Below are 24,210 nucleotides of genomic sequence, written 5' to 3'. Positions count from 1 at the left end.
CCATGTCGGTCGTCACCCGCTTCGCCCCCTCGCCCACCGGGTTCCTGCATATCGGCGGTGCGCGCACGGCGCTGTTCAACTGGCTTTTCGCGCGCCATCACGGCGGTCGCTACCTGCTGCGTATCGAAGACACAGACCGCAAACGCTCCACCCCGGAAGCGGTGGAGGCGATCCTGGACGGGCTCGACTGGCTCGGCCTCGGCGGTGACGAGGAGCCGGTGTTCCAGCTCTCCCGCATCGAGCGCCACACCGAAGTCGCCCATCAGCTCCTGGAGATGGGCCAGGCCTATCGCTGCTACTGCTCCACCGAGGAGCTGGAGCAGATGCGCGAGAAAGCCCGCGCCGAGGGCCGCCAGCCGCGCTACGACGGCACCTGGCGCGACCGCGACCCGTCGGAGGCGCCGGCCGGCGTGGACCCGGTCATCCGCATCAAGGCGCCCCAGGACGGTGAGACCACGCTGGTGGACGCGGTGCAGGGCTCTGTCACGGTGCCGAATTCCCAGCTCGACGACATGATCATCCTGCGGGCCGACGGGACGCCGACCTACATGCATTCGGTGGTGGTGGACGACCACGACATGGGCATCACCCATGTCATCCGCGGCGACGACCATCTCAACAACGCGTTCCGCCAGGCGGTAATCTACCGCACCATGGGCTGGGACGTGCCGGTCTTCGCTCATATCCCGCTGATCCACGGGCCGGACGGCGCCAAGCTGTCGAAGCGGCACGGGGCGCTGGGCGTCGATGCCTATCGCGACATGGGCTACCTGCCCGAGGCACTGAACAACTACCTGCTGCGTCTCGGCTGGGCCCATGGCGACGAGGAGATCGTGCCGCGGGACAAGGCGATCGAGCTGTTCGACCTGGACGGTGTGGGCCGCTCCGCCTCGCGCTTCGATTTCGCCAAGCTGGAGAACCTGAACGGCCACTATATCCGCGAGGCCGACAACAGCCGGCTGTCGGACCTGGTGATCGCGCGCCTGCGGGCCGAGCCGGAGGGGCTGACGCTCACCGCGAAGACCGAGGGTCGCATCCGGGCGGGGATGGAGGGGCTGAAAGCTCGCGCCCGCACAATCAAGGAGCTGGCGGACAACGCCCGGTTCTACGCGGCCACCCTACCTCTGACCTTTGACGAAAAGGCAAACAAGCTGCTGGATGACGACGGTCGCAACGTTTTGTCAGGGCTTGCGGAAAAACTCCGTGGGCTTAATTCTTTCCAGGAGGGGGACGTTGAGCAGGCAGTGCGCTCCTTTGCTGAGGCTCAGGAACTGAAGCTCGGCAAAGCGGCGCAGCCGCTGCGCGCCGCCCTGACTGGATCGACCACTTCGCCGGGCATTTTCGAGGTCCTGGCGGTTCTAGGCAAAGACGAGTCGCTGAGGCGCATCGACGCCGTTTGCGGCACCGCACACTAGCGGATAGTATCCGCGCGCCGCCGCGCGTTCATCCCGGCCAACCGGGAGCGCGGCTTCGAAACAGGGGACTAAAAAATGAGCCAGAGCAATACCGGCACGTTCACCCTCACCGATAACGCGTCCGGCGAAAGCTACGAGCTTCCCGTCATTCCGGGCACCATGGGCCCGAGCGTCATCGACGTCCGCAAGCTGTACGCGCAGACCGGGCACTTCACCTACGACCCGGGCTTCACCTCCACCGGTTCCTGCGAGTCGGGGCTGACCTATATCGACGGCGATGTGGGCCAGTTGCTGCACCGCGGCTATTCGATCGAGGATCTGGCCGAGAAGTCCGACTTCATGGACGTCGCCCACCTGCTGCTGAACGGCGAGCTGCCGACGGCGAAGCAGAAGGAGAAGTTCGTCCACGACGTGACCTATCACACCATGCTGCACGAGCAGCTGGCCTACTTCTATCGCGGCTTCCGTCGCGACGCGCACCCGATGGCGATCATGTGCGGCGTGGTCGGCGGCCTGTCGGCGTTCTATCACGACAGCACCGATATCCATGACGAACACCAGCGGATGGTCGCGTCCTTCCGCCTGGTCGCCAAGATGCCGACCATCGCGGCGATGGCCTACAAGTACTCGGTCGGCCAGCCGTTCAACTACCCGCGCAACGACCTCTCCTACGCCGAGAACTTCCTCTACATGATGTTCGCGGTGCCGGCCGAGGAGTACGTGATCAGCCCGACCGTGGCCCGCGCCATGGACCGGATCCTGATCCTGCACGCCGACCACGAGCAGAACGCCTCCACCTCCACGGTGCGCCTGGCGGGCTCCTCGGGCGCCAACCCGTTCGCCTGCATCGCCGCCGGTGTGGCCTCGCTGTGGGGTCCGGCCCATGGCGGTGCGAACGAGGCCGTGCTGAAGATGCTCGAGGAGATCGGCCACAAGGACAACATCCCCGAGTTCATCGAGCGCGCGAAGGACAAGGACGATCCGTTCCGCCTGATGGGCTTCGGCCACCGGGTCTACAAGAACTACGACCCGCGCGCCAAGGTGATGCAGAAGTCCTGCCACGAGGTTCTGGAAGAGCTGAATCTGGACGATCCGCTGCTCGAACTGGCCATGGAGCTGGAGAAGATCGCGCTGTCGGATCCGTACTTCGTGGAGAAGAAGCTGTTCCCGAACGTCGACTTCTATTCGGGCATCGTGCTGAAGGCGCTCGGTTTCCCGACCTCCATGTTCACCGTGCTGTTCGCGGTCGCCCGCACCGTCGGCTGGGTCGCGCAGTGGAAGGAGATGATCGAGGAGCCGGGCCAGCGCATCGGCCGCCCGCGTCAGCTCTACACCGGCCCAACCGAGCGCGAGTACGTGCCGCTGGAGAAGCGGGGCTGAGGCTTCGGAACTTCCGTTACGAACGCAAAGGGCGGCCTCCGGGCCGCCCTTTCTCGTCGGAGAGCGCCCCACCCCATGTCGCTCCCAGGCCTTGTGCCGGGGAGTGACGTGGGGTGGGCTTAAATGTTCGTCATCCCGGGAGACCCCGGGCTTCGACCCGGGGGCTGCCCGGGACCAAAGTTCGACCGCTGGGGCTTGGTCCCGGCCTGCACCCGGCTCAATCCCGGATTAAATCCGGGACGGGCGCAGCCGGGATGACGGAATTGGGAAAAGGAGGCTGCCTTAGTCCGCCACCAGCGCGTCGGCGTCTTCCCGCACCACCTTCAGCACCGCCTTGGCCGCCCGCACAGACGGGTCCTCGCCATCCACGGTAAGCATCTTGCGGATCGCTTCGCTCGCCGCCCCCTGCTCCGCCCGGGCCCGGGGATCGTCGAACAGGCGCTCGATCGCCACGGTCAGCCGGTCGGCCGTGCAGTCCTCCTGCAGGAACTGGGGGATCACCCGCTTGCCCATCAGCTTGTTGGTCAGCACCACCGCCTCCGGATCGACCAGGCGCCGGGCGATCGCCGCCGACAAGGCGTTCACCCGATAGGCGACAACGGTCGGTACGCCGGCCAGGCTGAGTTCCAGGGTGACGGTCCCCGAGGCCGCCAGGGCCACCGTGCAGGCGGCGAAGGCGTCGGGCTTGTGCCGGTGCTCGGTGACGATGCTGACCGGCGCGCGCCAGTTCGCGGTCCCCGCGCGCACCGCGTCCGCCACCACCGAAACTGTCGGCAGCACCACCCGCAGCCCCTGGTAGCGCGCGGCGAGACGGTCGACCACATCGCCGAAGATCGGCAGCAGCCGCTTCACCTCGCCCGGACGGCTGCCCGGAAAGACGCCCAGCACCGGCGCGCCCGCCGGCAGGCCGTAGCGGCCCTTGAAGCGCTTGCCGTTGCCGTCGGGCGCCACCGCGGCCGGATGGCCCACGAAGGTCGTCGGCAGGCCGTGCGCCTCGAAATACGGCGGCTCGAAAGGGTACAGCGCCAGCAGATGGTCGAGATAGCGGGCGATCACCTCGGCCCGGCCCGGGCGCCACGCCCAGACGGTCGGCGGCACCCAGTGGATCAGTTTCGGTCCCTCGCCCGTCTTGGTGCGCAGGGCGTGCAGGCGCTTGTTCACCCGCATGGTGAAGGCCTTGCTGTCGATCGTGACCACGGCGGCCGGCCGGCGGGCGCGGATGTCGGCCACGGTCTGGCGGATGCGGCCGAGCAGCTTCGGCGCCTTGGGCAGGATCTCGAAGATCCCCATGACTGCCATCTCGCTGATCGGGAACAGGGTCTGAAGCCCCTCCGCGGCCATGCGGTCGCCGCCGATCCCGGCCACCTCGATCCGACCGCCGGTCTCGGCGCGCAGCGCCCGGATCAGGCCGGCGCCGAGCGCGTCGCCTGAGGCTTCGCCGGCGATGATGTAGATCAGAGGCACACCGGATTCGGCACCGGACACAGCACCCGACTGAGCAGTCACGTCTGCGCTCCATCGAAGGACATGGCGTGAAGGAAGAGACCGGCGGCGTCGGCGGCGGCCACCGTCGCGTCCCGGTCGACGATCAAGGTCTCCAACGCCTCCACCACGATGCCGGCGAAGCCGGCGGCGGCGGCATTGGCGACCGTGGCGGGGCCGATGGTCGGCCGGTCGACCCGGTCGTTCTGGCCCGGCTTGCGGCCCTTGACCAGGACCGGAGCGGCCCCCTCGCGGCGCAGCCCCCCGGCGCGGGCGATCATGGCGTCGGTGCCCTCCACGGCCTCGACCGCCAGGACGATGCCCTCCTGGACCGCCACGGCCTGACCGATGTCGGCGCGGGCCAGGGTCTTCAGCACGGCGATCCCGCGGGCGGCGTCGGCCAGGGCGCGGTCGTCAGGCTCTGCCCTGGTGCGGGTCCCGGCCGGCATCAGATAGCCGCCCAGCAGGTCCTCGATGCCGACGACGCGCAGGCCCTCACGCTCCATCTCCTCGACGATGAGCGACAGCAGCCCGTCATCGCCGAACACGCGCGCGCCGGCCCGGGCGATGGCCGCGGTGGAGCGCAGGTCCAGGCGCAAGGAGGACAGGGCCGGCCGCTTCATCGGTCCGGCCATCACCACCTCGCCGCAGCCGGCGGCATGCAGGGCTTCCAGGGTCTTGGAGGTCGCGCCCAGACGCATCCAGGCATGCGGCAGACCCTCAACCGTCGCCGGGTCGGTCTGCCCCTCGAAGGCCACGACGAAGACCGGCCGGCCCTCGCCCTGAACCGTATCGGCGATCCGGCGCGGCAGCGGTCCGCCGCCGGCCAGGATCCCGAGCCCACCGTTTGGATGCCCAGCCATCACGCTCTCAGAGATCGTTGGCGTCTTCCGGTTGACAGATCTTGCGCGAGGAATCGGCCCGGATGAAGTCGACGATCTCCATGACCGGCGCCGACGAGGTGAATTCCGCCGCCACCTCCTCCAGGCGTTCCTGGAAGGTCCCCTCGCTGGCGAACAGCAGGCGGTAGGCCTTGCGCACCTCGTGGATCTCGTCGCGGGACAGGCCTCGGCGCTTCATGCCGACGATGTTGATGCCGGACAGCCGCGCCCGGTCGCCCATGACCGACCCGAAGGGAATGACGTCGCGCTCCACTCCGGTCACCCCGCCCACCATGGCGAAGCGGCCGATCCGGGCGAACTGGTGCACCGCCGACAGGCCGCCGAGCACGGCGAAATCCTGCACGGTCACGTGGCCGGCCAGCGTCGCGTTGTTGGCCATGATCACCTGATTGCCGACCTGGCAGTCATGGCCGACATGGACACCGACCATGAACAGGCACCCGTTGCCGATCCGGGTGACCATGCCGCCGCCCTCGGTACCGGGATTCATGGTGACGTGCTCGCGGATGACGTTGTCCGCGCCGATCTCGAGCGTCGAGGGCTCGCCCTTGTACTTCAGGTCCTGGGGGCGCAGGCCGATGCTGGCGAAGGGGAAAATCTCGGTGCGGGGGCCGATCGTGGTGCGGCCGCCGACGACCACATGGCCGTGCAGCACGCAGCCGTCGCCGAGCGACACCTCCGGACCGACGATCGAATAGGCGCCGATACGGACGCCCTCGCCCAGGCGCGCGCCCGGTTCGACCACCGCTGTCGGGTGGATCTGCGTGGCCACGGCCACCTCCTCAATTGTCCAGAATCATCGCCGAATAGGTCGCCTCGGCCACCAGGACACCGTCCACCTTGGCCTGACCCTCGAACTTCCAGACATTTCCGCGATTGCGCAGTTTCTTCACGTGGACCTCCATGCGATCCCCGGGCACCACCGGGCGGCGGAACCGGGCGTTGTCGACCGTCATGAAGTAAACGAGCTTGCCCTCGGATTCCGGCCCCAGGGTGGCGACGACCAGACAGCCTGCGGTCTGGGCCATGGATTCTATGATCAGCACGCCGGGCATGACCGGGCGCTGCGGGAAGTGCCCGGCGAAGAACGGTTCGTTGATGGTGACGTTCTTGATTCCGATACAGCCGACATTCGGCTCGATCTGGACTACCTTGTCGACCAGCAGAAAGGGATACCTGTGCGGGATCAGGTCCATGACCCGCATCACGTCGATATCCGGATAGCCGCCGACCGGCTCGTTCACCGCATCACTCATGGTTCCTCCGCCTCACCCCTCATTCGTCGAGCCGGGAGCGGATTTGCCCTGGCCCAGCCTCTTCAATGCCGCGATCTGACGCCGCCACTCGCGCACCGGGATCGCCGGCGCGCCGCCGTAGACGGCGCCACCAGGCAGGCTGCGGTTGACGCCGGACTTGGCGGCGACCTGAACGTCACTGCCGATTTCCAGATGCCCCGCAATGCCGGCCTGTCCCGCGAGAACCACGCGGTCACCCAGTTTGGTGCTTCCCGAGATCCCGACCTGGGAGACGATGATGCAGCCGCGCCCGAGCACGACGTTGTGACCGATTTGTACAAGATTATCAATCATCGAGCCCCGCCCGATGACCGTGTCGGCATTGCTGCCCCGGTCGATCGTCGTGTTGGCTCCGACCTCCACGTCGTCCTCGATGATCACCCGTCCGAGCTGCGGCACCAGGAAGGGTCCGCTGGCGTCCATCTCGAAGCCGAAGCCCGGCTGGCCGATCCGCGCGCCGGGATAGATGAAGCAGCGCGCACCGATCAGTGCATGGGAAATCGCGGCACCGACCCCGACCCGGGTGCCGTCGCCGATCTCGACCGACGGGCCGATCACCGCATTGGCCTCGACCCAGACCCCGCTGCCCAGCACCGCGCCGGCCCCGATCACCGCCCCCGGCCCGACGGCCACGCCCTCGCCCAGGGCGGCGGAGGGGTCGACCACGGCGGCCGGATGCACGCCCGGCTCGGCGATCTCCGGCGGATGAAAGAGGCGGGCGAGCTTGGCGTAGTTGCGGCGCGGCAGGGCGGTGACAAGCACGGCCATCCCCTCCGGCGCCTGATCGGCGAATTCCGGGGTGACCAGACAGGCCCCGGCCCGCGAGGTGCGGAAGCCCTCGGCATAGCGGCGGTTCTCCAGAAACGCCACGTCCTCCGGACCGCCCGCCTCAAGGGTGCCGACGTCACGGAACGGGCGCGACGGATCGGCGCCGCCGCGCAGCTCCGCACCGGTCATCTCGGCGATCTGCCCCAGGGTGAAGGGGCCCGCTTCATTATGGAACCGGCTGTCGACCATCGTCTGTCGTCCTCCCTCCTGCCCCGGCTTCAGTCGAGCGGCGGCAAATCGACCGTAACCGACGGCAACCGCTCGTTCAGCCGGCGCAGAGCCTCGTCGCTGAAATCCAGAGACTTCTCGGCTATTACGATGTGATCCTTGAAAAGGACCACCTTGGCGCCGCGCTCATCGGCAATCTCGGCGATGACCGAGACCAGGACGTCGCGCACCTTGTTCATGGCGTTGGTGAAGGCCTGGTCCAGCGCCCGCCGGCGTTCCTGCACGGACTTCTGCACGTCCGTCACCCGGTCACGGAAGGCGCGCAGCCGCTGCTGATAGACCTCCGGCGCCAGGGCCGAGCGCTGCTGCTGCAGCTCCTGCTCGCTCGCGCGCAGCGCCTTCTCCTCCTCGGTGACCTGGCGCTGATACGCCTGGCGGCGCTCGTTGATCTTCGCCTGGATCTCCTTGGCGGCATTCGAGTTGCGCAGGGCGCCCTGAACGTCGACGACGGCGATCGCACTGGTGGCCTCCTGGGCGAGCACCGTGCCGGCGATGCTCCAGCTCATCGCCATTGCCGTGAACAGGGTCACCGCCGCATGTCTGAGCGACCGGACCATCATGCTCTCCTTCCCGGGCAGGCCGTTCCCTGAGATGCGTTCCGATGCTGCGTTCCCGTGTGCGGGCCCGGCACGGTCAGAACCGCGTGCCGAAGCTCAAGCGGAACACCTCGGGAACGTCGAAATCCTCCTTCGCCACGGCCTCTGCCGCGTCGACGCGGATCGTACCGAAGGCCGTGGAGAAGGACAGCCCGAGGCCGACGGACGCGCGGATCGACGTCGCATCCGCAATGTCGCTGCCGCTCTCGTCCACGCCCCACACACTGCCGAAATCGGTGAACAGGAAGGTGCGCACCCCAAGGTCCTTGGGCATACCGGACGGGAAGGCGAGCTCGATGGTGCCGACATAGTAGTTGTTGGCACCCAGCGCGTCGTCCGTCGCCGTATCACGGGGGCCGACTCCGCCACGCTCGAAGCCGCGGAAGGAACTGGCGCCGATGAAGAAGCGCTCGGCAATCGAGACGTCCTCTCCCAGCCCGACGATGAAACCGCCCTGGGCCAGGAAGGACAGGCCCCAGACATCGTCGATCGGATAGTAGTAGCCGCCCTTGACCCGGGTGCGGAAGAACCGCTCGTCCCCGCCGGCACCCGCCACCTCGGTGGTGAGCTGGGCGATATAGCCCTCGCGCGGGTCGAGGCGGTTGTCGCGCTTGTCATAGGTCAGGGTCTGGCCGACCTGGGAGATCACGCGTACGCCTTCCTGGTCCTTGATGAACCGCGAGGCGTCGTCATCGACGTCCTTAATCTCGGTCTGCTCGATCCGGTAGTTGATCTGTTGGGTCAGGTCCGGCTGCAGGGTGTAGGAGGCCCGCAGCACGCCGCCGAACCGCAGTTCGTCATAGGAGCTCTCTTCCAGCTCGCGCTCGATGCGGAACAGGTCGAAGCCTGCCGCCACGTCGCGGTCGAGGAAATACGGCTCGGTGAAGGCCACGTCGAACTCGGTCGACCGGCCGGACGCGGTCACGCCGAAGCGCAGGTCCTGTCCCCGGCCCAGCAGGTTGCGCTCGCGGATGCCGATATCGCCGATGATCGATTCCGCCGTGGAGAAGCCGATGCCGAAGGAGATCTCACCGGTTGACTGCTCCTCGACCTCCACATCCACCACCGTCCGGTCGGGGGCGCTGCCCTCGGAGTTCCTCACGTCGACGGTCTTGAAGAAGCCCAGGTTTCGCACACGCCGCTCGGACCGCCGCAGCTTGGCGGTGTTGAAGGCGTCGCCCTCCACCAGGCTCATCTCGCGCCGGATCACTCGGTCGAGGGTGCGGACGTTGCCGTTGATGTTGATGCGCTCGACGAACACCTTGCTCGCCTCGCCGACCTGATAGGTGATCGAGATGGTGCGGTTTTCCGGATCGCGGTTCACCCGCGGCCGCACGTCGACGAAGGCGTAGCCGAGCGTGCCGAGATAGTCGGTGATGGCGTCCACCGTGTCGTCCACCAGGGTGGAGTCGTAGGTCTCGCCCTCCTCCGTCGCCACGAACTCGCGCAGCGCCTCCGGCTCGAGGCGCGGCAGCGAGACCTCGAAGTCGGTCGGACCGAAGGTGTAGATCTCACCCTCTTCCACCGTGAAGGTCACCACGAAGGACTCGCGGTCCGGCGCCAGCTCGGCGACCGCCGACAGCACGCGGAAATCGGCGAAACCGTTCTCGAGATAGTAGCGGCGCAGCAGCTCGCGGTCGTAGCTCAGCCGGTCCGGGTCGTAGGTGTCGTCGGAGCTGAGGAAGCGATAGAACGCGTATTCCTTGGTCTGGATCACGCCGCGCAGGGTGGAATCGCTGAACTCGCGGTTGCCCAGGAAGGTGATGGTGCGCACCGGGGTCAGCTCGCCCTCGTCGATCTCGAAGACGAGGTCGACGCGGTTCTGGTCCTGCTGGATGACCTTCGGCTCGACGGAGACCGCATAGCGGCCGGAGCGCTGGTAGATCTCGATGATGCGCTGGACGTCCTGCTGCACGCGGGTGCGCGAATAGACCAGACGCGGGCGGAGCTGGACTTCCCGGTCGAGTTCCTCGTCGTCGACGCGCTTGTTCCCCTCGAACGCGATGCGGTTGATGATCGGGTTTTCGACGACGTTGATCACCAGGGTGTCGCCGTCCCGGCGCATGGTGACGTCGGCGAACAGACCGGTGGCGTAGAGGGCCTTCAGGGAGCGGTCGAGACGGTCCGAATCGAAGCTGTCGCCCGGCTGGACCAGCAGGTAGGAGCGCACCGTGGCCGGGTCGATGCGCTGGGTGCCTTCGACCACCACGTCGGTGACCGTGCTCGCGCTCGGACTCAGGAACTGCGCCTTTACCGCCGGGGCCGCTCCGAGGGCCAGGGTGAGCGCAAGCGTCGCCACCTGGCTAAACCGGATCAATCGTGTGGGCAAGGTCGGTCCCCAGTGGTCAAATCAGCACCCCGCCGGCTGGAACCGGCACTCAACACATTCCCCGGGCAGTGCCCGGGAGCGCGACTATAGCGTCGCCCACCGGCGCCGCAAACCGTTGATAGTCGAAGCGGTTATCCGACCAGCGAACCCAGATAACCGACGATGTCGAACCGCATCAGATCGTTCCACGTCACGAACAGCATCAGCATGACCACCAGGCTCAGCCCGGCGATCGACGCCCATTCCTGCGCCCGCTCGCCCAGCGGCCGGCCGCGGACGGCCTCGAGCGCATAGAACATCAGGTGCCCGCCATCCAGGATCGGGACCGGAAACAGGTTGATCAGCCCGAGATTGATCGACAGCACGGCGGTGAACCAGAGCGTCATGACCAGCCCGCTCTGGGCGACGGTGCCGGACATCTCGGCGATCCGCAGCGGCCCGCCCAGCTCCTCGGTGCCGCGCACGCCGATGATCATCTCGCCGACCGCGTCCAGGGTCTGCTCGATGATCGAGAAGGTCTCGGTCGTCGCCACCAGCACCGCGTTCAGCGGATCGAGCTTCTCGATCGTCGTCTGGTTCGACTGGATGCCGAGCCGGCCGAAGGAGATCTCGTTGCCGAACCGGTCTGTCTCGGTGACCGGCTCCGGCGTGACCGTGATCTCCTGGGTGGCGCCGCCGCGTTCGATGACCAGCAGGATCGGCTCGCCCGGCCGCTCGAAGACGATGCGGCTCAGGTCGGAGAACCGGTCGATTTCCGTACCGTCGGCGCTGACCACCCGGTCCTCGACCATGAGGCCGGCGCGCTCGGCGGCGGAATTCTCGATGACCGCGTCGACCACCGCCGGCGCATAGGGCCGTCCCTCGATCATGTAGAGGCCGGCCAGGACGAGGATGGCGAAGATGAAATTCGCGGCGGGACCGGCGGCGACGATCGCCGCGCGGGCGCCCAGGCCCTTGTGATGGAAGGACTGGCGCCGGTCCTCATCGGTATAGCCGCTGTCGTCGGCCGCACCGGCGCTGGCCGGATCGGTATCGCCGAACATCTTCACGTAGCCGCCCAGCGGAATGGCGCAGATCTTCCAGCGGGTGCCGCTCTTGGCGTTCCAGCCGAACAGCTCCGGTCCGAAGCCGATGGAGAAAGCCTCCACCCGCACGCCGTTGCGCCGGGCCACGAAGTAATGTCCCCACTCGTGAACGAAGACCAGCACGGTCAGGATCACGAGAAACGGCAATGCGTAATCGGCGATGATATCGATCATTCGAACCCTGTGTCCCTAAACCGTCACGCCCCCGCAGTCCGGTCCTCTTCCTCGGCGAAGAACTTAAATCGCCGCCCCGGCCTGCGCAATGGAGACGCCCGCGAAACCGGCAATCACCTCGCCCGCGACCCGGCGGCCCTTGGCGTCGGCGGCGAAGACGGCGTCCAGGTCGCCGACCTCCTCCGTCGGGCAGCGCTGCAGGGTCTCCTCGACCACCGCGGCGATGTCGGTGAAGCCGATCCGTCCGTCGACGAAGGCCGCGACCGCCGCCTCGTTGGCCGCGTTCATCACGCAGGCCGCATCCCCTTCCGCCCGCAGCGCCTCGCGCGCCAGGCGGAGGGCCGGGAAACGCTGGGTATCCGGGGCGAAGAAGCTGAGTTGGCCGATGGCGGCGAGATCCAGCCGCTCCACCGGTGTGTCCATCCGCCGCGGCCAGGCCAGGCAATGGGCGATCGGCGTGCGCATGTCCGGCGAGCCGAGCTGGGCCAGGACCGAACCGTCAACGTAGGAGACCATGGAGTGCACCACCGACTGCGGGTGCACCAGCACGTCGATCCGCTCCTCCGGCAGGGCGAACAGATGATGGGCCTCGATCAGCTCCAGCCCCTTGTTCATCATCGTGGCGCTGTCGATGGAGATCTTCACCCCCATGGACCAGTTCGGATGCGCCACCGCCTGGGCCGGGGTCTTGCCGGCCATCGCCTCGGTGGACTCGGTGCGGAACGGCCCGCCGGAGGCCGTGAGGATGATCTTCTCGATCCCCTCGCGCCTTGCGTCGTCGAACACCTGGAAGATGGCGTTGTGCTCGCTGTCCACCGGCAGGATGCGGCACCCCGCCCGCACCGCCACCTCGGTGAACAGCCGGCCGGCGCAGACCAGGGATTCCTTGTTGGCCAGGGCGACGATCCCGCCGCGGCGCACCGCCTCCAGGGTCGGGGCCAGGCCGGCCGCGCCGACGATCGAGCCCATGGTCCAGTCGGCGTCCCGGCGTCCCGCCTCGAGCACGGCATCCTCGCCGGCGGCCGCCTCGATGCCAGTCCCCGACAGGGCCTCCTTCAGGGCCGGCCAGGCGGTCTCGTCGGCGATCGCCACGAATTCCGCGCGCACCGCCCGCGCCTGCTCGGCCAGGAGTGCGGCATTCGCCCCACCGGCCAACGCGGTGACGGCGAACCGGTCCGGCGCGCGGCTGATCAGGTCGATGGTACTGGTGCCGACCGACCCGGTTGAGCCCAGGATGCTGATCCGGCGCAACTCATCTACCACTGCAGAACGCTCCTCCCGCTGACCCACATGGCGAGTGCCACGACGGGCAGAACGGTCATCATACCATCGACCCGGTCGAGAATACCGCCGTGACCGGGGATCAGGCTGCCGGAGTCCTTCACCTTGAAGTGCCGCTTCACCGCCGATTCCAGCAGATCGCCGGCCTGGGCGATCAGCGCGATGCCGATGGCCAGCGGCACCAGGGCGGCGCCACGCGCGTCCTCGTGCATCAGCGTGAAGAACCCGGCGACCAGCATCGAGCCGGCCATCCCGCCGGCCAGCCCGGCCCAGGTCTTGGACGGGCTGACCTTGGGCAGCAGTTTCGGGCCGCCGATGGTGCGTCCAGCCGCATAGGCGCCGATATCGGTCGCCGCCACGCTGGCGATCACGTAGATCACCGTCTCCAGGCCGAAATCGATATGCGACCGCATCCAGACCAGGGCCAGGGCGGGAAACACGGTGCCGATCACCGCGACCCCGACCCAGATCGGCCCGACCACGCGGAGCTGTCGGGCGAGCATGATCGATATCGGCACGGCGATCGCCGCGCAGGCGACGCCGGCCGGCACATGGAACACCAGCGCCACCACGAAACTGACCAGCAGGGCGATCGCCAGCACCATCCGGGTCCGATGCCGGTCGGACGGGGCGGAGATCAGTGCCCCCCACTCCCAGGCCATCACCCCGGCGATGAACAGAATGCCGATGTCGAAGGCGGAGCCGCCTGCCCAGATCAGCAGACCGGCCGCGGGCACCAGGACCAACGAGGAGAGGACACGCTTGCGCAGGTCGCCGGAGCGGGCCACGGAAACGGGTGCAGCCTCCCTTCCGTCGTCCTTGCCGGCACTCATGCGATCACCTTCTATCCGGTCGCCCGACCATAGCGCCGGTCGCGGCGGGAGTATTCCTCCAGCGCGTCGACCAGATGCGCCCGATCGAAATCCGGCCACAGGACGTCGGTGAACACCAGCTCGGCATAGGCGATCTGCCAGAGCAGGAAGTTGGAGATCCGCCGCTCGCCGCTGGTGCGGATCAAGAGGTCTGGATCGGGCAGGCCCTCGGTATCCAGGCAGGACTGCACCGTCTCGTCGTCGATCTCCGCCGGCGACAGGGTGCCGGCCGCCACCGCCTCGGCGATCCGGCGCACCGCGTTGGTGATCTCGCCGCGGGCGCCGTAGCTCAGCGCGATGTTCAGGCAGAGGCCGGTATTGGTGGCGGTGAGCTGCTCGGCATTGTCGATCAGCGCGACGATATCGGCGGACAGCCGGGCCCGATCGCCCAGCATCCGTATGCGCACGTTGTTCTTGTGGAGCTCCGCCACCTCGCGCCGCAGGTAGTAGCGCAGGATGTTCATCAGCTCCGACACCTCCTCCTGCGGCCGGCTCCAGTTCTCCGAGGAGAAGCCGAACAGGGTCAGGTGAGTGATGCCGAGTTGGGGGGCGCAGTCCACCACGCGGCGGACCGCCTTCACGCCTTCGCGATGGCCGAAGGTGCGCGGCATGCTCCGGGCGCGGGCCCAGCGGCCGTTGCCGTCCATGATGATGGCGACATGCAGGGGAGCGGCCGTCTCGCCGGCGCCGATGGAGGGTGCGGCATCCACCATCTCAGACCTGCATGATATCCTTTTCCTTGGCCTCCAACGCCTCGTCGATCGCCTTGACGTGGGAGTCGGTCAGCTCCTGGATCTCCTGCTCGTAGACGTGACGGTCGTCCTGGCTGAGGTCGCCGTCCTTCTCCGCCTTCTTGAGCATGTCCATGCCGTCGCGGCGCACGTTGCGCACGGCCACGCGGGCGTTCTCGGCGTACTTCGCCGCGATGCGGCTGAGCTCCTTGCGGCGCTCCTCCGACAGGTCGGGCAGCGGGATGCGGATGAGCTGGCCGTCGGATTGCGGGTTCAGGCCGAGATCGCTGTCGCGAATCGCCTTTTCCACCGCCTTGGTCATGCCGCGGTCCCAGACCTGCACCGACAGCATCCGGGGTTCCGGAACGCTGACCGTGCCGACCTGGTTGATCGGCATCTTCGCGCCATAGGCGTCGACCATGATCGGGTCCAGCAGGTTGACCGACGCCCGGCCTGTCCGCAGACCGCCGAACTCGCTCTTCAGAGCGGTGACGGCACCGTCCATGCGGCGCTGGATGTCGTCAAGATCGGGTTCCGCCATCTTCTGCTACTCCGTAATGATCGTATACCGGCCCCTGGCGTGGACCACCTCGGCGAAGGCCCCGTTATTGTGGATGGAAAACACCAGGATCGGAATCTCGTTCTCGCGGGCGAGCGAGATCGCCGAGGCGTCCATCACCTTCAGGTCGCGCGTCAGCACGTCCATATAGCTCAGACGGTCGTAGCGCGTGGCTGTCGGGACCTTCATCGGATCGGCATCATACACGCCGTCGACCTTGGTCGCCTTCAGCAGCGCGTCACAGCCCATTTCCGACGCGCGCAGGGCGGCGGCGGTGTCGGTGGTGAAGAACGGGTTGCCGGTGCCGGCGGCGAAGATCACCACCCGGCCCTTCTCCATGTGCCGCATGGCGCGGCGGCGGATATAGGGCTCGCAGACCGCGGCGATCGGCAACGCCGACAGCACCCGGGTCTGGATGTTGCGACGCTCCAGGGCGCTCTGCATGGCCAGGGAGTTCATCACCGTGGCCAGCATGCCCATGTAGTCGCCGGTCGCCCGCTCCATGCCGGCGGCCGCCGCGGAGATGCCGCGGAAGATGTTGCCCCCGCCGATGACGAGGCAGACCTCGGTGCCGGCCTTGGAGACCGACTCGATCTCGCCGGCCACCCGGTCGACCATCTCCGGGTCGATACCGTAGGAGAGGCCCCCCATGAGGGCCTCCCCCGAAATTTTCAGCAGGACGCGTTTGTAGACGGGACCCTGGCCGCCGGTCTGGCCGCCGGCTGTCTCCCCGCTTCCGTCCTCCGCCATGCGTCTCTCCTTGCCGCTATGGCGCCTGGGTCAGTGAGCGAGGGTTGCCGCAACCTCGGCAGCGAAATCGCTCTCCTCGCGCTCGATGCCTTCGCCGAGCTGCACGCGGGCGAAACCGGTCAGCTTCACCGGGGCGCCGACGGACTTGGCGGCGTTCTCGACGACCTTGGAGATCCGGGTCTCGCCGTCGACCACGAAGGTCTGCTCCAGCAGGACGACCTCCTGGTAGAACTTGCGCAGACGGCCCTCGATCATCTTGGCGATGATCTCGTCGGTCTTGCCGCTGTCACGGGCCTGCTCGACCAGCACCGCGCGCTCGCGCTCGATGGCGGCCGGGTCCAGGTCGTCGGTGGACAGGCTCTGCGGGGCGGCGGCGGCCACGTGCATGGCGATCTGCTTGCCGAGCTCGTTCAGCTTGTCCTTGTCGCCGGTGGACTCCAGCGCGACCAGCACGCCGATCTTGCCCAGGCCCGGCTGCACGGCGTTGTGGACGTACGGGACGACCACGCCGTCGGACACCGACAGCACCTGCGCGCGACGCAGGGACATGTTCTCGCCGATGGTGGCGATGTTGTGGGTCAGCTGCTCCTCGACGGTGCGGCCCGTCTCCGGATAGGCGACGCCCTTCAGGGTGTCGATGTTCTCGCCGTGCTGCAGCGCCAGCTTCGTCACGGTCTCGACGAAGTTCTGGAAGGTGTCGTTGCGGGCAACGAAGTCGGTCTCGGAGTTGACCTCCATGACCGCACCCTTGGTGCCGTCGACGGCGGCGCCGACAAGGCCCTCGGCCGCCACACGGCCGGACTTCTTCGCCGCCGCGGCCAGGCCCTTCGTGCGGAGCCAGTCCACAGCCGCGTCGAGATCGCCGTTGGTCTCGGTCAGGGCCTTCTTGCAATCCATCATGCCTGCGCCGGACTTCTCGCGCAGTTCTTTCACCAGAGCAGCCGTGACAGCCATGGTTACATCCTCGTCGCTGGTAAGGTTCCATGGCGGCGACCCTGGTGGCCGCCGCCTCGACTATGCCGTTGTCTTGTGCCGCGCCGGATGGGCCGGGCGACGGTCGTCAGATCAGGCGCTGGCCGGCTCGGACGCCTCGGCCTCGGCGGCAAGCGCCGGCTCGACCGGAGCCTCGGTGCTCTCGCCCACATCGGCGCCGGAGGCAGCCGCTTCGGCCTGGATGCCGCCGATCACGGCCTGCCCCATCAGCTCGGTGTACAGAGCGATGGCGCGCATGGCGTCGTCATTGCCCGGGACCGGGTAGGTGACGCCGTCCGGATCGCAGTTGCTGTCCAGGATGGCCACGACCGGAATGCCGAGCGTGTTGGCTTCCTGAATGGCCAGGGATTCCTTGTTGGTGTCGATCACCACCATGATGTCCGGCAGGCCGCCCATCTCCTTGATGCCGCCCAGCGCGCGCTCCAGCTTGTCGCGCTCACGGGTCAGGCCCAGGGTCTCCTTCTTGGTCAGGCCGCCGACGCCGGCGTCCAGACGCTCCTCCAGCTCCCGCAGGCGCCGGATCGAGTTGGAGATGGTCTTCCAGTTGGTCAGCATGCCACCGAGCCAGCGGTGGTTGACGTAGTACTGACCGGACTGCTTCGCCGCCTCGGCGATCATGTCGGCCGCCTGGCGCTTGGTGCCGACGAACAGCACGCGGCCGTTATTGGCGACGACGTCGCGCACGGCCTCCAGAGCGCGGTGCAGCAGCGGAACGGTCTGGCGCAGGTCGAGAATATGGACGTTGTTGCGCACACCGAAGATGTACGGCTCCATCTTCGGGTTCCAGCGGCGGGTGTGGTGGCCGAAATGGACACCGGCCTCGAGCAGCTGGCGCATGGTAAAGGTAGGGACGGTCATGTCTTTCCTCGGGTTTTCCGGTTCAACCTCCACGAGCGATAGCCGAGACACGGTCTCGACACCGGAGCGTTCCATCCGATCCGGCGGAAACCGGGGCCGGGGGAACGCGTGCTCGTGTGCGGATTTAAGCGGGCGTCTCTCTACAGGCTGCAGCCCGGTTTTGCAAGGACGCAGAGCGGCGTTTTCCGCGGCCCTGCTCCTGGCGGTCGGGCTCATCAGTACCGCCAGTTCCGCCGGTGCCGACCCGCTGGGTGACCGGATCGCCGAAACCCTGTGCTATCCGCCCAGCGCGGCGCGCATCCCGCTGTCGGCCGGGGAGGGCCGCCGCCTGCGCGCCGCACCGCCGGTGGCGGGCGACTATCGCGACATCCAGGGCAGCGAGGCCCGGGCCTGGTTCGAGGTGCTCGCCGACGGCTCGGCGCGCTGCCGGACACCCGCGAACTCGGCCATGACCGTGTTCTTCTGCGCGCCGGTGAGCCTGGAGGCGGACATGTTGCGCCGGGGAGAGCGGCGGCTATGCACATTTCCCTCAAATTAAGTATGATCGCGCCAGCAAGACGGATCGGGGCGGACGAACTGCCGATGCAGGATGTGATGATCTCGCGGGCGCTAACGGATGCGCGCATGCGGTCGCCCATCGTGCGGGAGGCCTATCGCTATTGGCGCGGCAAGAAACGCGGCGACCGCCTGCCCTCCCGCGCCGATATCGACCCGGTGGAGATCCCGCGCCTGCTGCCCAACATCTCGCTGGTCGAACGCGAGGCGGGGAGCGGCCGCTACCGCTACCGGCTGCTCGGCTCCGCCCTGGTGGAGCTGCTCGGCCAGGAAGTCACCGGCCGCTATCTGGACGAGATCTATCCGGACTTCGACCGCAGCGAGAGCCGACGGTACCGCGACCAGGTCTTCGAGATGGGCAAGCCGAGCCACCGGATCGGCCGCCCTTCCCTGCGCTTCCCGAAGGATTTCATCACCGTGGAGCGCCTCTACCTGCCCCTCGCCGAGGACGGCCGCCGGGTCGACATGGTGATGGGCGTGCTGGTGTTCAGCCTGGACGCGCTGGAGGGGTGAGCGGGGACAGCGCTTAGCCGCTCCCCATCTTCCCGGCCTTGCGCCGGGACCTAGGGCGGGAGCGTGCTGGAAAGGCAGAGATTAATTCCCGAACGTTCCAGCAAGCGAAGGCTCTGGGCCCCGGCGCAAGGCCGGGGAGACGGGGGAGTAGCGAGCGACGCCCTAGGCCGGCGGCGTCCAGGTGGTCTCCGGGTCCAGCGGGTAGACCGGCCGCGGCAGGCCCTTCCAGTCGAAATTCGCCAGGTTCGGCGAGGTCAGGCCCGGCACGTCCACCTCGATGATCCGTTCTGGCGGGAACAGGTGCTGGAAGCCGGCGCGGAAATGGCCACGCGACTTCACCACGATCGAGCGCGCGCCGACCACGTCCAGCCCGAGCTCCTCGATGAAGTCGGTGGACAGGCACTGCTGGCGCTTGGTGATGGCGATCAGGGTGATGCCGTCCAGCGCCAGGATCGCCGTGTCGCCCAGGCTGACGCTCTTGCCCTCGACCATGCCGTGGCGGCCCACGAAGGCGCCGTCATGCAGCCGCACCACCCGGGCGTCCCAGTCCAGCGGGTCGGAGTAGCGCGCCGTCTCCTCGGTGTTCAGCCGGGCCCGGAAGGTGCCGCCCTCGCCCGCCGCCTGGGCCTGCTTCACCAGGGCCGGGTCGTAGAACACGGCGAAGACCGCCCCGTGCACCCCGGCCTCAAGGAAGGCCTTCAGGATATAGGTCGTGTTGCCCCGGCCGCCGCCGCCGGGATTGTCGGCCGGATCGGCGAAGAGCAGCGAGGGCTGCACCGCGTCGTCGCCGACGGCCTTGGCCTTCGCCACGGCCGCATCCAGCGCCATCATGTTGGTCTGGTACCGCTCATGCTCGGCCCAACCGGCCTTCGCCAACTCGATCGCCAGGGCCCTGGCATGGGCCGGGTCGTTGCGGGTGGTGACGATCACGGTCATGCCGTTCTTCGGGGTGTCGGCGAAGGCGAAGCCGGAGACGATGGAGATGTTCATCACCCGGTCGTCCATCTTGGACTGGCCCACCCGGATCAGGTCGCCATAGGGATGCCCCACGGCCGTGAGCTGGGTGACCGAGGGCGCAACCAGCGGCAACCGCACCCGGTAGGCGGTCGGCTTGACCCCGGTGGTGAACATCTCGTCCATGAGGGTCGCGGCCTCGGCGCCGCGTTCGTAGATGTCCACATGGGGGTTTTCGCGATAGCCGATCAGGACATCCGCACTGTCCATCATCACCTCGGAGATGTTGCAGTGCAGATCCAGGGTGGCGATCACCACCACGTCGGGGCCGACGCAGCGCCGCACCAGGGCGAAGACCTCGCCGTCCGGATCGTGGGTATGGGTCGCGGTGGCCCCGCCATGCTCGGCGATATAGACGCCGTCCAGCTTGCCGGCGGCCTTCAGGCCCGCCTCGAACTCGGCCAGCAACTCGTTGAAGAACCCTTCCTCCACCGGCCCGGCCGGCTGCGAGGCGGCATGGGTGACCGGTACCGGCTCCCAACCGTCGCGGCCGTATTTTTCGTCCATCACCGCATAGAAGCCGCGGATGCCGTTATAGAGCGGCGACGGCTCCTGGCGCGCCAGCTCGGTGATCTCCGCCCCCCGGTAATAGCCGCGCTGCTCAAAGTCCCAGCGCCTGCAGGGCGGCGCGAAGGCGTTGCTTTCCAGCGAGAATCCGAGAATGGCGATGCGTTTCATGGGGAACCCTTGCGTGCGTGTAGGCCGGAGAACAGCCCCGACCTCATCACCGAAATGCCGCCAGGGCAATCCACCGAACGCGTCTACAGGTCCTTCACGTAGTCGATCCCCGGCAGCGCCTTCACCGCGCCGCGCAGGCGGCTCGACACCTGATAGGCCTCGGGCAGCTTGATGCGGACGTCGCCGCGGGCGGTGGGAACCACCACGTGGATGCGGCCGCGGCCCCTGCCCTCGTTCTGGATCAGGCTCTTTAGCGGCTCCAGCGGCGAGATGTCGTGCAGGAAGATCTCCAGCCCCGCCGCCGTGCGCTCCACCGCCTTGTCCAGCGGCTCCACCGAGGAGGCGAGCAGGCGCAGGTTGTCGTCCTCGATCCTTGCGTCGGCGCGGACCAGCAGCGGCTCGCCGGACTCCAGCAGGTCGCGGGCCGAGGCCAGCACCTCGGAGAACAGGGTGACCTCGAACACGCCGGTGCGGTCGGTGAGCTGGACGAAGGCGAAGCGGTTGCCGGATTTGGACGTGCGGATCTGTCGGCCGACCACGATGCCGGCCAGCACCAGCCGGGTCTGCCCGCCCTTGCGCGCCGCCGCCGCCTGGGCCTCGGTGGAGGACACCACCTCCAGCCGGGCCAGGCTCTCGGCATAGGCGTCGAGCGGATGGGCCGAGAGGTAGAAGCCCAGCGCGTCGAACTCCTCCTTCAGCCGGTCCATCTGCGGCCATTCCGGCCGGCTCTTCAGCCGGATGTCCTGCTCGGGTGCGGCCCCGCCATCGACGGCGAACAGGCTCACCTGGTTGGACTTGCGCTCGCTCGCCGCGAGGCTGACATGTCGGACAACTGTCTCAAGGCTTTCAAATAGTTCTGCGCGATTCTTGTGAAGTTGGTCGAACGCACCGGCCCGCACCAGATTCTCCAGGAGCCGCTTGTTCACCTGGGTCGGGTCGGCCCGGTCGCAGAAGTCCGACAGACTCCTGAACGGCCCGTCCGCCTCGCGCATCTCCACCAGCGCGTCCATCGCCGATCCGCCGACATTCTTGACGGCCGCCAGCGCATAGCGAATGCCGTAGGTGCCGTCCTCCAGCTTCTCGACCGAAAAGTCGCGGCGCGAGCGGTTGATGTCCGGGGGCAGGAGCTCGATCTTGAGCTTCTGCAGTTCCTGGCGGAACACGTTGAGCTTGTCGGTGTTCCCCATGTCGTAGGTCATCGACGCGGCCAGGAACTCCACCGGGTAGTTCGCCTTCAGATAGGCGGTGTGATAGCTGACCAGGGCATAGGCGGCGGCGTGGGACTTGTTGAAGCCGTAGCCGGCGAAGGCGGCGATCTGGTCGAAGATGCCGCTGGCCTGGGCCTTGTCCACGCCCTGCTCGACGGCGCCGTTCACGAACTTCTCGCGCTGGGCGTCCATCTCCTCCTTGATCTTCTTGCCCATGGCCCGGCGCAGCAGGTCGGCGCCGCCCAGGGTGTAGCCGGAGAGCCGCTGGGCCGCCTGCTGCACCTGCTCCTGGTAGATCATGATGCCGAAGGTCTCCTTCAGCACCGGCTCCAGGACCGGATGCATGTAGTCCGGCTGTTCCTCACCGTGCTTACAGGCGATGTATTTCGGGATGTTCGCCATCGGGCCGGGCCGGTACAGGGCGACGAGCGCGATGATGTCCTCGAAACGGTCGGGGCGCAGCCGGCGCAGCACGTCGCGCATGCCCGAACTTTCCAGCTGGAACACGCCGGTGCTCTCGCCCTTGGCCAGCATGGCGTATGTGGGGCCGTCGTCGAGCGGTACCTGGGACAGGTCGATCTCGATCCCCCGTTCCTTCAGGTGGTCGACCGCCCGCTGCAGCACGGTCAGCGTCTTCAGGCCGAGGAAGTCGAACTTCACCAGCCCCGCCTGCTCAACCCACTTCATGTTGAACTGGGTGACCGGCATGTCGGAGCGCGGGTCGCGGTAGAGCGGCACCAGGTGGTCCAGCGGCCGGTCGCCGATCACCACGCCGGCGGCGTGGGTGGAGGAGTTGCGGTACAGCCCCTCCAGCTTCAGCGCGGTCTTGATCAGATTGGCGACGTTCTCGTCGGCATCGCGCTGGGCCCGGAGGTCCTCTTCGGTCTGCAGCGCCTGCTCCAGGGTGACCGGGTTGGCCGGGTTGTTCGGCACCAGCTTGCAGATCCGGTCGACCTGGCCGTAGGGCATCTCGAGCACCCGGCCGACGTCGCGCAGGGCCGCGCGGGCCTGGAGCTTGCCGAAGGTGATGATCTGGGCGACTCGGTCGCGGCCGTATTTCTCCTGCACATAGCGGATCACCTCGTCGCGGCGGTCCTGGCAGAAGTCGATATCGAAGTCCGGCATCGAGACACGTTCGGGATTGAGGAAGCGCTCGAACAGCAGTCCCCAGCGCAGCGGGTCCAGATCTGTGATCAGCAGGGAATAGGCGACCAGCGAGCCCGCACCCGAGCCGCGGCCCGGGCCGACCGGGATGTTCTTGGCCTTCGCCCATTTGATGAAATCCGACACGATCAGGAAGTAGCCGGGAAAGCCCATCGACTCGATGACCCCCAGCTCCATGTCGAGCCGTTCGCGATACGGCTTTGCCGCCTCCTCACGCGCCGCCTCGTCCATCCCGGCGGTGAAGACGTGGGCCTTCAGCCGGCCCTCCAACCCCTCTTCCGCCTGGGCGCGCAGTTCCTCGGCCTCGGTACGGCCGCCCTCGGTGTCGAAGCGCGGCAGGATCGGCGCCAGCTTCTCCGGCATCACCGCGCAGCGCCTGGCGATCACCAGGGTGTTGTCGATCGCCTCCGGCAGATCGGCGAACAGCTCGCGCATTTCCTCCGCCGTCTTGAAGCGGTGGTGCGGCGTGACCCGCCAGCGCTTGGGATTGCCGATGGTCGTGCTCTGGGCGATGCAGAGCAGGACGTCCTGGGGCTCGTGCATGCCGGGATCGGCGAAGAACACGTCGTTTGTGGCCACCAGCGGCAGGTCGCGGGCATAGGCCAGGTCGATCAGCGGCCCCTCGATCCGGTTCTCCTCGTCGAGGAAATGGCGCTGCAGCTCGATATAGAGCCGGTCGGGGAACAAGGCCTGGAGTTGGGTCAGCATGGCCTCGGCATCGGCCCTCCGACCCTCCAGCAGCAGCCGCCCGACACCGCCCTTCATCCCGCCGGTGAGCGCGATCAGCCCGTCTGTGCGACCCTCCATATCCTCCAGGGCGATCTGCGGCGCCTCCTCGCCCGTGCCGTCCAGGAAAGCCTGGCTGACCAGGCTCATCAGGTTGCGGTAGCCGGCCTCGTTCTGGGCGATCAGCGGAAGCTGATCAGGCAGCACGTCGCGGCCGCCCACAACGCGCAGGCCGCGACGCTCGGTATCGACCGGGCGGCGGATGTTGAGCTGCACGCCGACGATCGGCTGCACGCCCTCGCCCGACGCCGTCACCGCGAATTCCAGGGCGCCGAACATGTTGCCGCTGTCGGTCATCGCGACGGCGGGCATGTTGTTCTGCTTGGCCAGCTTCACCAGCTGCTTGGCGTGGATCGCCCCTTCCGCCAGGGAATAGGCGGAATGCACACGGAGATGGACGAAATCGGCGTGGGACATGCGGGGCCTCCGAAGGGATCGTCGATCATCCCACACGGGTGCCGCCGGGTCACGCGGGGTGGTCCGAGCGATGGGGATCCGCCCCTTCGGCTGGTCGCACTTTCACTGTCGGTGCGG

21 protein-coding genes are annotated in these 24,210 nt (G+C 67.6%); 4 read left to right on the top strand and 17 right to left on the bottom strand.

All coding sequences use genetic code 11. From position 1 onward, the window contains the following. Positions 1–2 precede the first annotated feature (2 nt). Together gltX and ACOQOP_RS05240 are read left to right on the top strand one after the other, a co-directional pair. Positions 3–1,415 (top strand): glutamate--tRNA ligase, encoded by a 1,413-nt coding sequence (gene gltX / locus ACOQOP_RS05245; RefSeq protein WP_420565268.1) that lies wholly within the window; start codon positions 3–5, stop codon positions 1,413–1,415. A gap of 75 nt (positions 1,416–1,490) precedes the next feature. Continuing rightward, complete coding sequence (locus ACOQOP_RS05240) at positions 1,491–2,795, top strand: citrate synthase (protein WP_420565267.1); 1,305 nt, start codon at positions 1,491–1,493, stop codon at positions 2,793–2,795. A gap of 282 nt (positions 2,796–3,077) precedes the next feature. Here ACOQOP_RS05240 and lpxB read toward each other — a convergent pair whose 3' ends face one another. The 15 genes from lpxB to rpsB all read right to left on the bottom strand — a co-directional run bounded on the left by lpxB (position 3,078) and on the right by rpsB (position 17,758). After that, a complete protein-coding gene (lpxB, locus tag ACOQOP_RS05235; RefSeq protein WP_420565266.1) occupies positions 3,078–4,301 on the bottom strand; it encodes a lipid-A-disaccharide synthase in 1,224 nt (407 codons plus the stop codon). Continuing rightward, positions 4,298–5,140 carry an LpxI family protein gene (locus ACOQOP_RS05230; RefSeq protein WP_420565265.1) on the bottom strand — a complete coding sequence of 281 codons (843 nt, stop codon included), beginning with the start codon at positions 5,138–5,140 and terminating at the stop codon, positions 4,298–4,300. The genes lpxB and ACOQOP_RS05230 overlap by 4 nt, the downstream gene beginning before the upstream one ends. 7 nt (positions 5,141–5,147) lie before the next feature. After that, positions 5,148–5,951, bottom strand: coding sequence for an acyl-ACP--UDP-N-acetylglucosamine O-acyltransferase (gene lpxA, locus ACOQOP_RS05225; protein WP_420565264.1), 804 nt, complete (start codon positions 5,949–5,951; stop codon positions 5,148–5,150). Between the two features lie 10 nt (positions 5,952–5,961). Continuing rightward, positions 5,962–6,435, bottom strand: coding sequence for a 3-hydroxyacyl-ACP dehydratase FabZ (gene fabZ, locus ACOQOP_RS05220; RefSeq protein ID WP_420565263.1), 474 nt, complete (start codon positions 6,433–6,435; stop codon positions 5,962–5,964). Between the two features lie 12 nt (positions 6,436–6,447). Then, entirely contained in the window at positions 6,448–7,491 is a 1,044-nt protein-coding gene (lpxD, locus tag ACOQOP_RS05215) for a UDP-3-O-(3-hydroxymyristoyl)glucosamine N-acyltransferase (protein WP_420565262.1), read from the bottom strand. Positions 7,492–7,520: 29 nt separating this feature from the next. Beyond that, on the bottom strand, positions 7,521–8,087 hold the full coding sequence (locus tag ACOQOP_RS05210) for an OmpH family outer membrane protein (protein ID WP_420565261.1): 567 nt from the start codon (positions 8,085–8,087) through the stop codon (positions 7,521–7,523). A 76-nt stretch (positions 8,088–8,163) separates the two neighbouring features. Beyond that, positions 8,164–10,425, bottom strand: a complete 2,262-nt coding sequence (gene bamA / locus ACOQOP_RS05205; protein WP_420565260.1) for an outer membrane protein assembly factor BamA — start codon at positions 10,423–10,425, stop codon at positions 8,164–8,166. Positions 10,426–10,586: 161 nt separating this feature from the next. Further along, positions 10,587–11,714 carry an RIP metalloprotease RseP gene (gene rseP, locus ACOQOP_RS05200; protein ID WP_420565259.1) on the bottom strand — a complete coding sequence of 376 codons (1,128 nt, stop codon included), beginning with the start codon at positions 11,712–11,714 and terminating at the stop codon, positions 10,587–10,589. A 63-nt stretch (positions 11,715–11,777) separates the two neighbouring features. Beyond that, positions 11,778–12,977 carry a 1-deoxy-D-xylulose-5-phosphate reductoisomerase gene (locus tag ACOQOP_RS05195; RefSeq protein WP_420565258.1) on the bottom strand — a complete coding sequence of 400 codons (1,200 nt, stop codon included), beginning with the start codon at positions 12,975–12,977 and terminating at the stop codon, positions 11,778–11,780. Beyond that, on the bottom strand, positions 12,971–13,828 hold the full coding sequence (locus ACOQOP_RS05190) for a phosphatidate cytidylyltransferase (protein ID WP_420565257.1): 858 nt from the start codon (positions 13,826–13,828) through the stop codon (positions 12,971–12,973). Before ACOQOP_RS05190 ends, ACOQOP_RS05195 begins: the two co-directional genes overlap by 7 nt. Before the next feature lie 11 nt (positions 13,829–13,839). After that, positions 13,840–14,580, bottom strand: a complete 741-nt coding sequence (locus ACOQOP_RS05185; RefSeq protein ID WP_420565256.1) for an isoprenyl transferase — start codon at positions 14,578–14,580, stop codon at positions 13,840–13,842. Position 14,581: 1 nt separating this feature from the next. After that, the gene (gene frr / locus ACOQOP_RS05180) at positions 14,582–15,139 is read right to left on the bottom strand and encodes a ribosome recycling factor (RefSeq protein WP_420565255.1); all 558 of its coding nucleotides are present in this window, start codon (positions 15,137–15,139) and stop codon (positions 14,582–14,584) included. Positions 15,140–15,145: 6 nt separating this feature from the next. Then, positions 15,146–15,907: a UMP kinase gene (gene pyrH, locus ACOQOP_RS05175; RefSeq protein ID WP_420565254.1), complete on the bottom strand. Its 762-nt coding sequence runs from the start codon at positions 15,905–15,907 to the stop codon at positions 15,146–15,148. Positions 15,908–15,937: 30 nt separating this feature from the next. Continuing rightward, positions 15,938–16,861, bottom strand: a complete 924-nt coding sequence (gene tsf, locus ACOQOP_RS05170) for a translation elongation factor Ts (protein WP_420565253.1) — start codon at positions 16,859–16,861, stop codon at positions 15,938–15,940. A gap of 111 nt (positions 16,862–16,972) precedes the next feature. After that, on the bottom strand, positions 16,973–17,758 hold the full coding sequence (rpsB, locus tag ACOQOP_RS05165; RefSeq protein ID WP_420565252.1) for a 30S ribosomal protein S2: 786 nt from the start codon (positions 17,756–17,758) through the stop codon (positions 16,973–16,975). A 160-nt stretch (positions 17,759–17,918) separates the two neighbouring features. Between rpsB and ACOQOP_RS05160 the strand changes: the two genes are divergently transcribed. Both ACOQOP_RS05160 and ACOQOP_RS05155 read left to right on the top strand, forming a co-directional pair. Further along, the gene (locus tag ACOQOP_RS05160) at positions 17,919–18,296 is read left to right on the top strand and encodes a hypothetical protein (RefSeq protein ID WP_420565251.1); all 378 of its coding nucleotides are present in this window, start codon (positions 17,919–17,921) and stop codon (positions 18,294–18,296) included. Between the two features lie 86 nt (positions 18,297–18,382). Beyond that, the gene (locus ACOQOP_RS05155; RefSeq protein ID WP_420565250.1) at positions 18,383–18,826 is read left to right on the top strand and encodes a PAS domain-containing protein; all 444 of its coding nucleotides are present in this window, start codon (positions 18,383–18,385) and stop codon (positions 18,824–18,826) included. A 162-nt stretch (positions 18,827–18,988) separates the two neighbouring features. On the opposite strand, the gene ACOQOP_RS05150 is transcribed toward ACOQOP_RS05155, so the two are convergent. Beyond that, a complete protein-coding gene (locus ACOQOP_RS05150; protein ID WP_420565249.1) occupies positions 18,989–20,518 on the bottom strand; it encodes a M81 family metallopeptidase in 1,530 nt (509 codons plus the stop codon). A gap of 83 nt (positions 20,519–20,601) precedes the next feature. Further along, a complete protein-coding gene (gene dnaE / locus ACOQOP_RS05145; protein ID WP_420565248.1) occupies positions 20,602–24,093 on the bottom strand; it encodes a DNA polymerase III subunit alpha in 3,492 nt (1,163 codons plus the stop codon). Between the last annotated feature and the right edge of the window lie 117 nt (positions 24,094–24,210).

The organism is Thalassobaculum sp. (assembly GCF_965223715.1).
Classification (GTDB): Bacteria; Pseudomonadota; Alphaproteobacteria; order Thalassobaculales; family Thalassobaculaceae; genus Thalassobaculum.
Note: the sequence above shows the minus strand (reverse complement) of the source record. Positions and strands in the feature narration are given on the sequence as shown.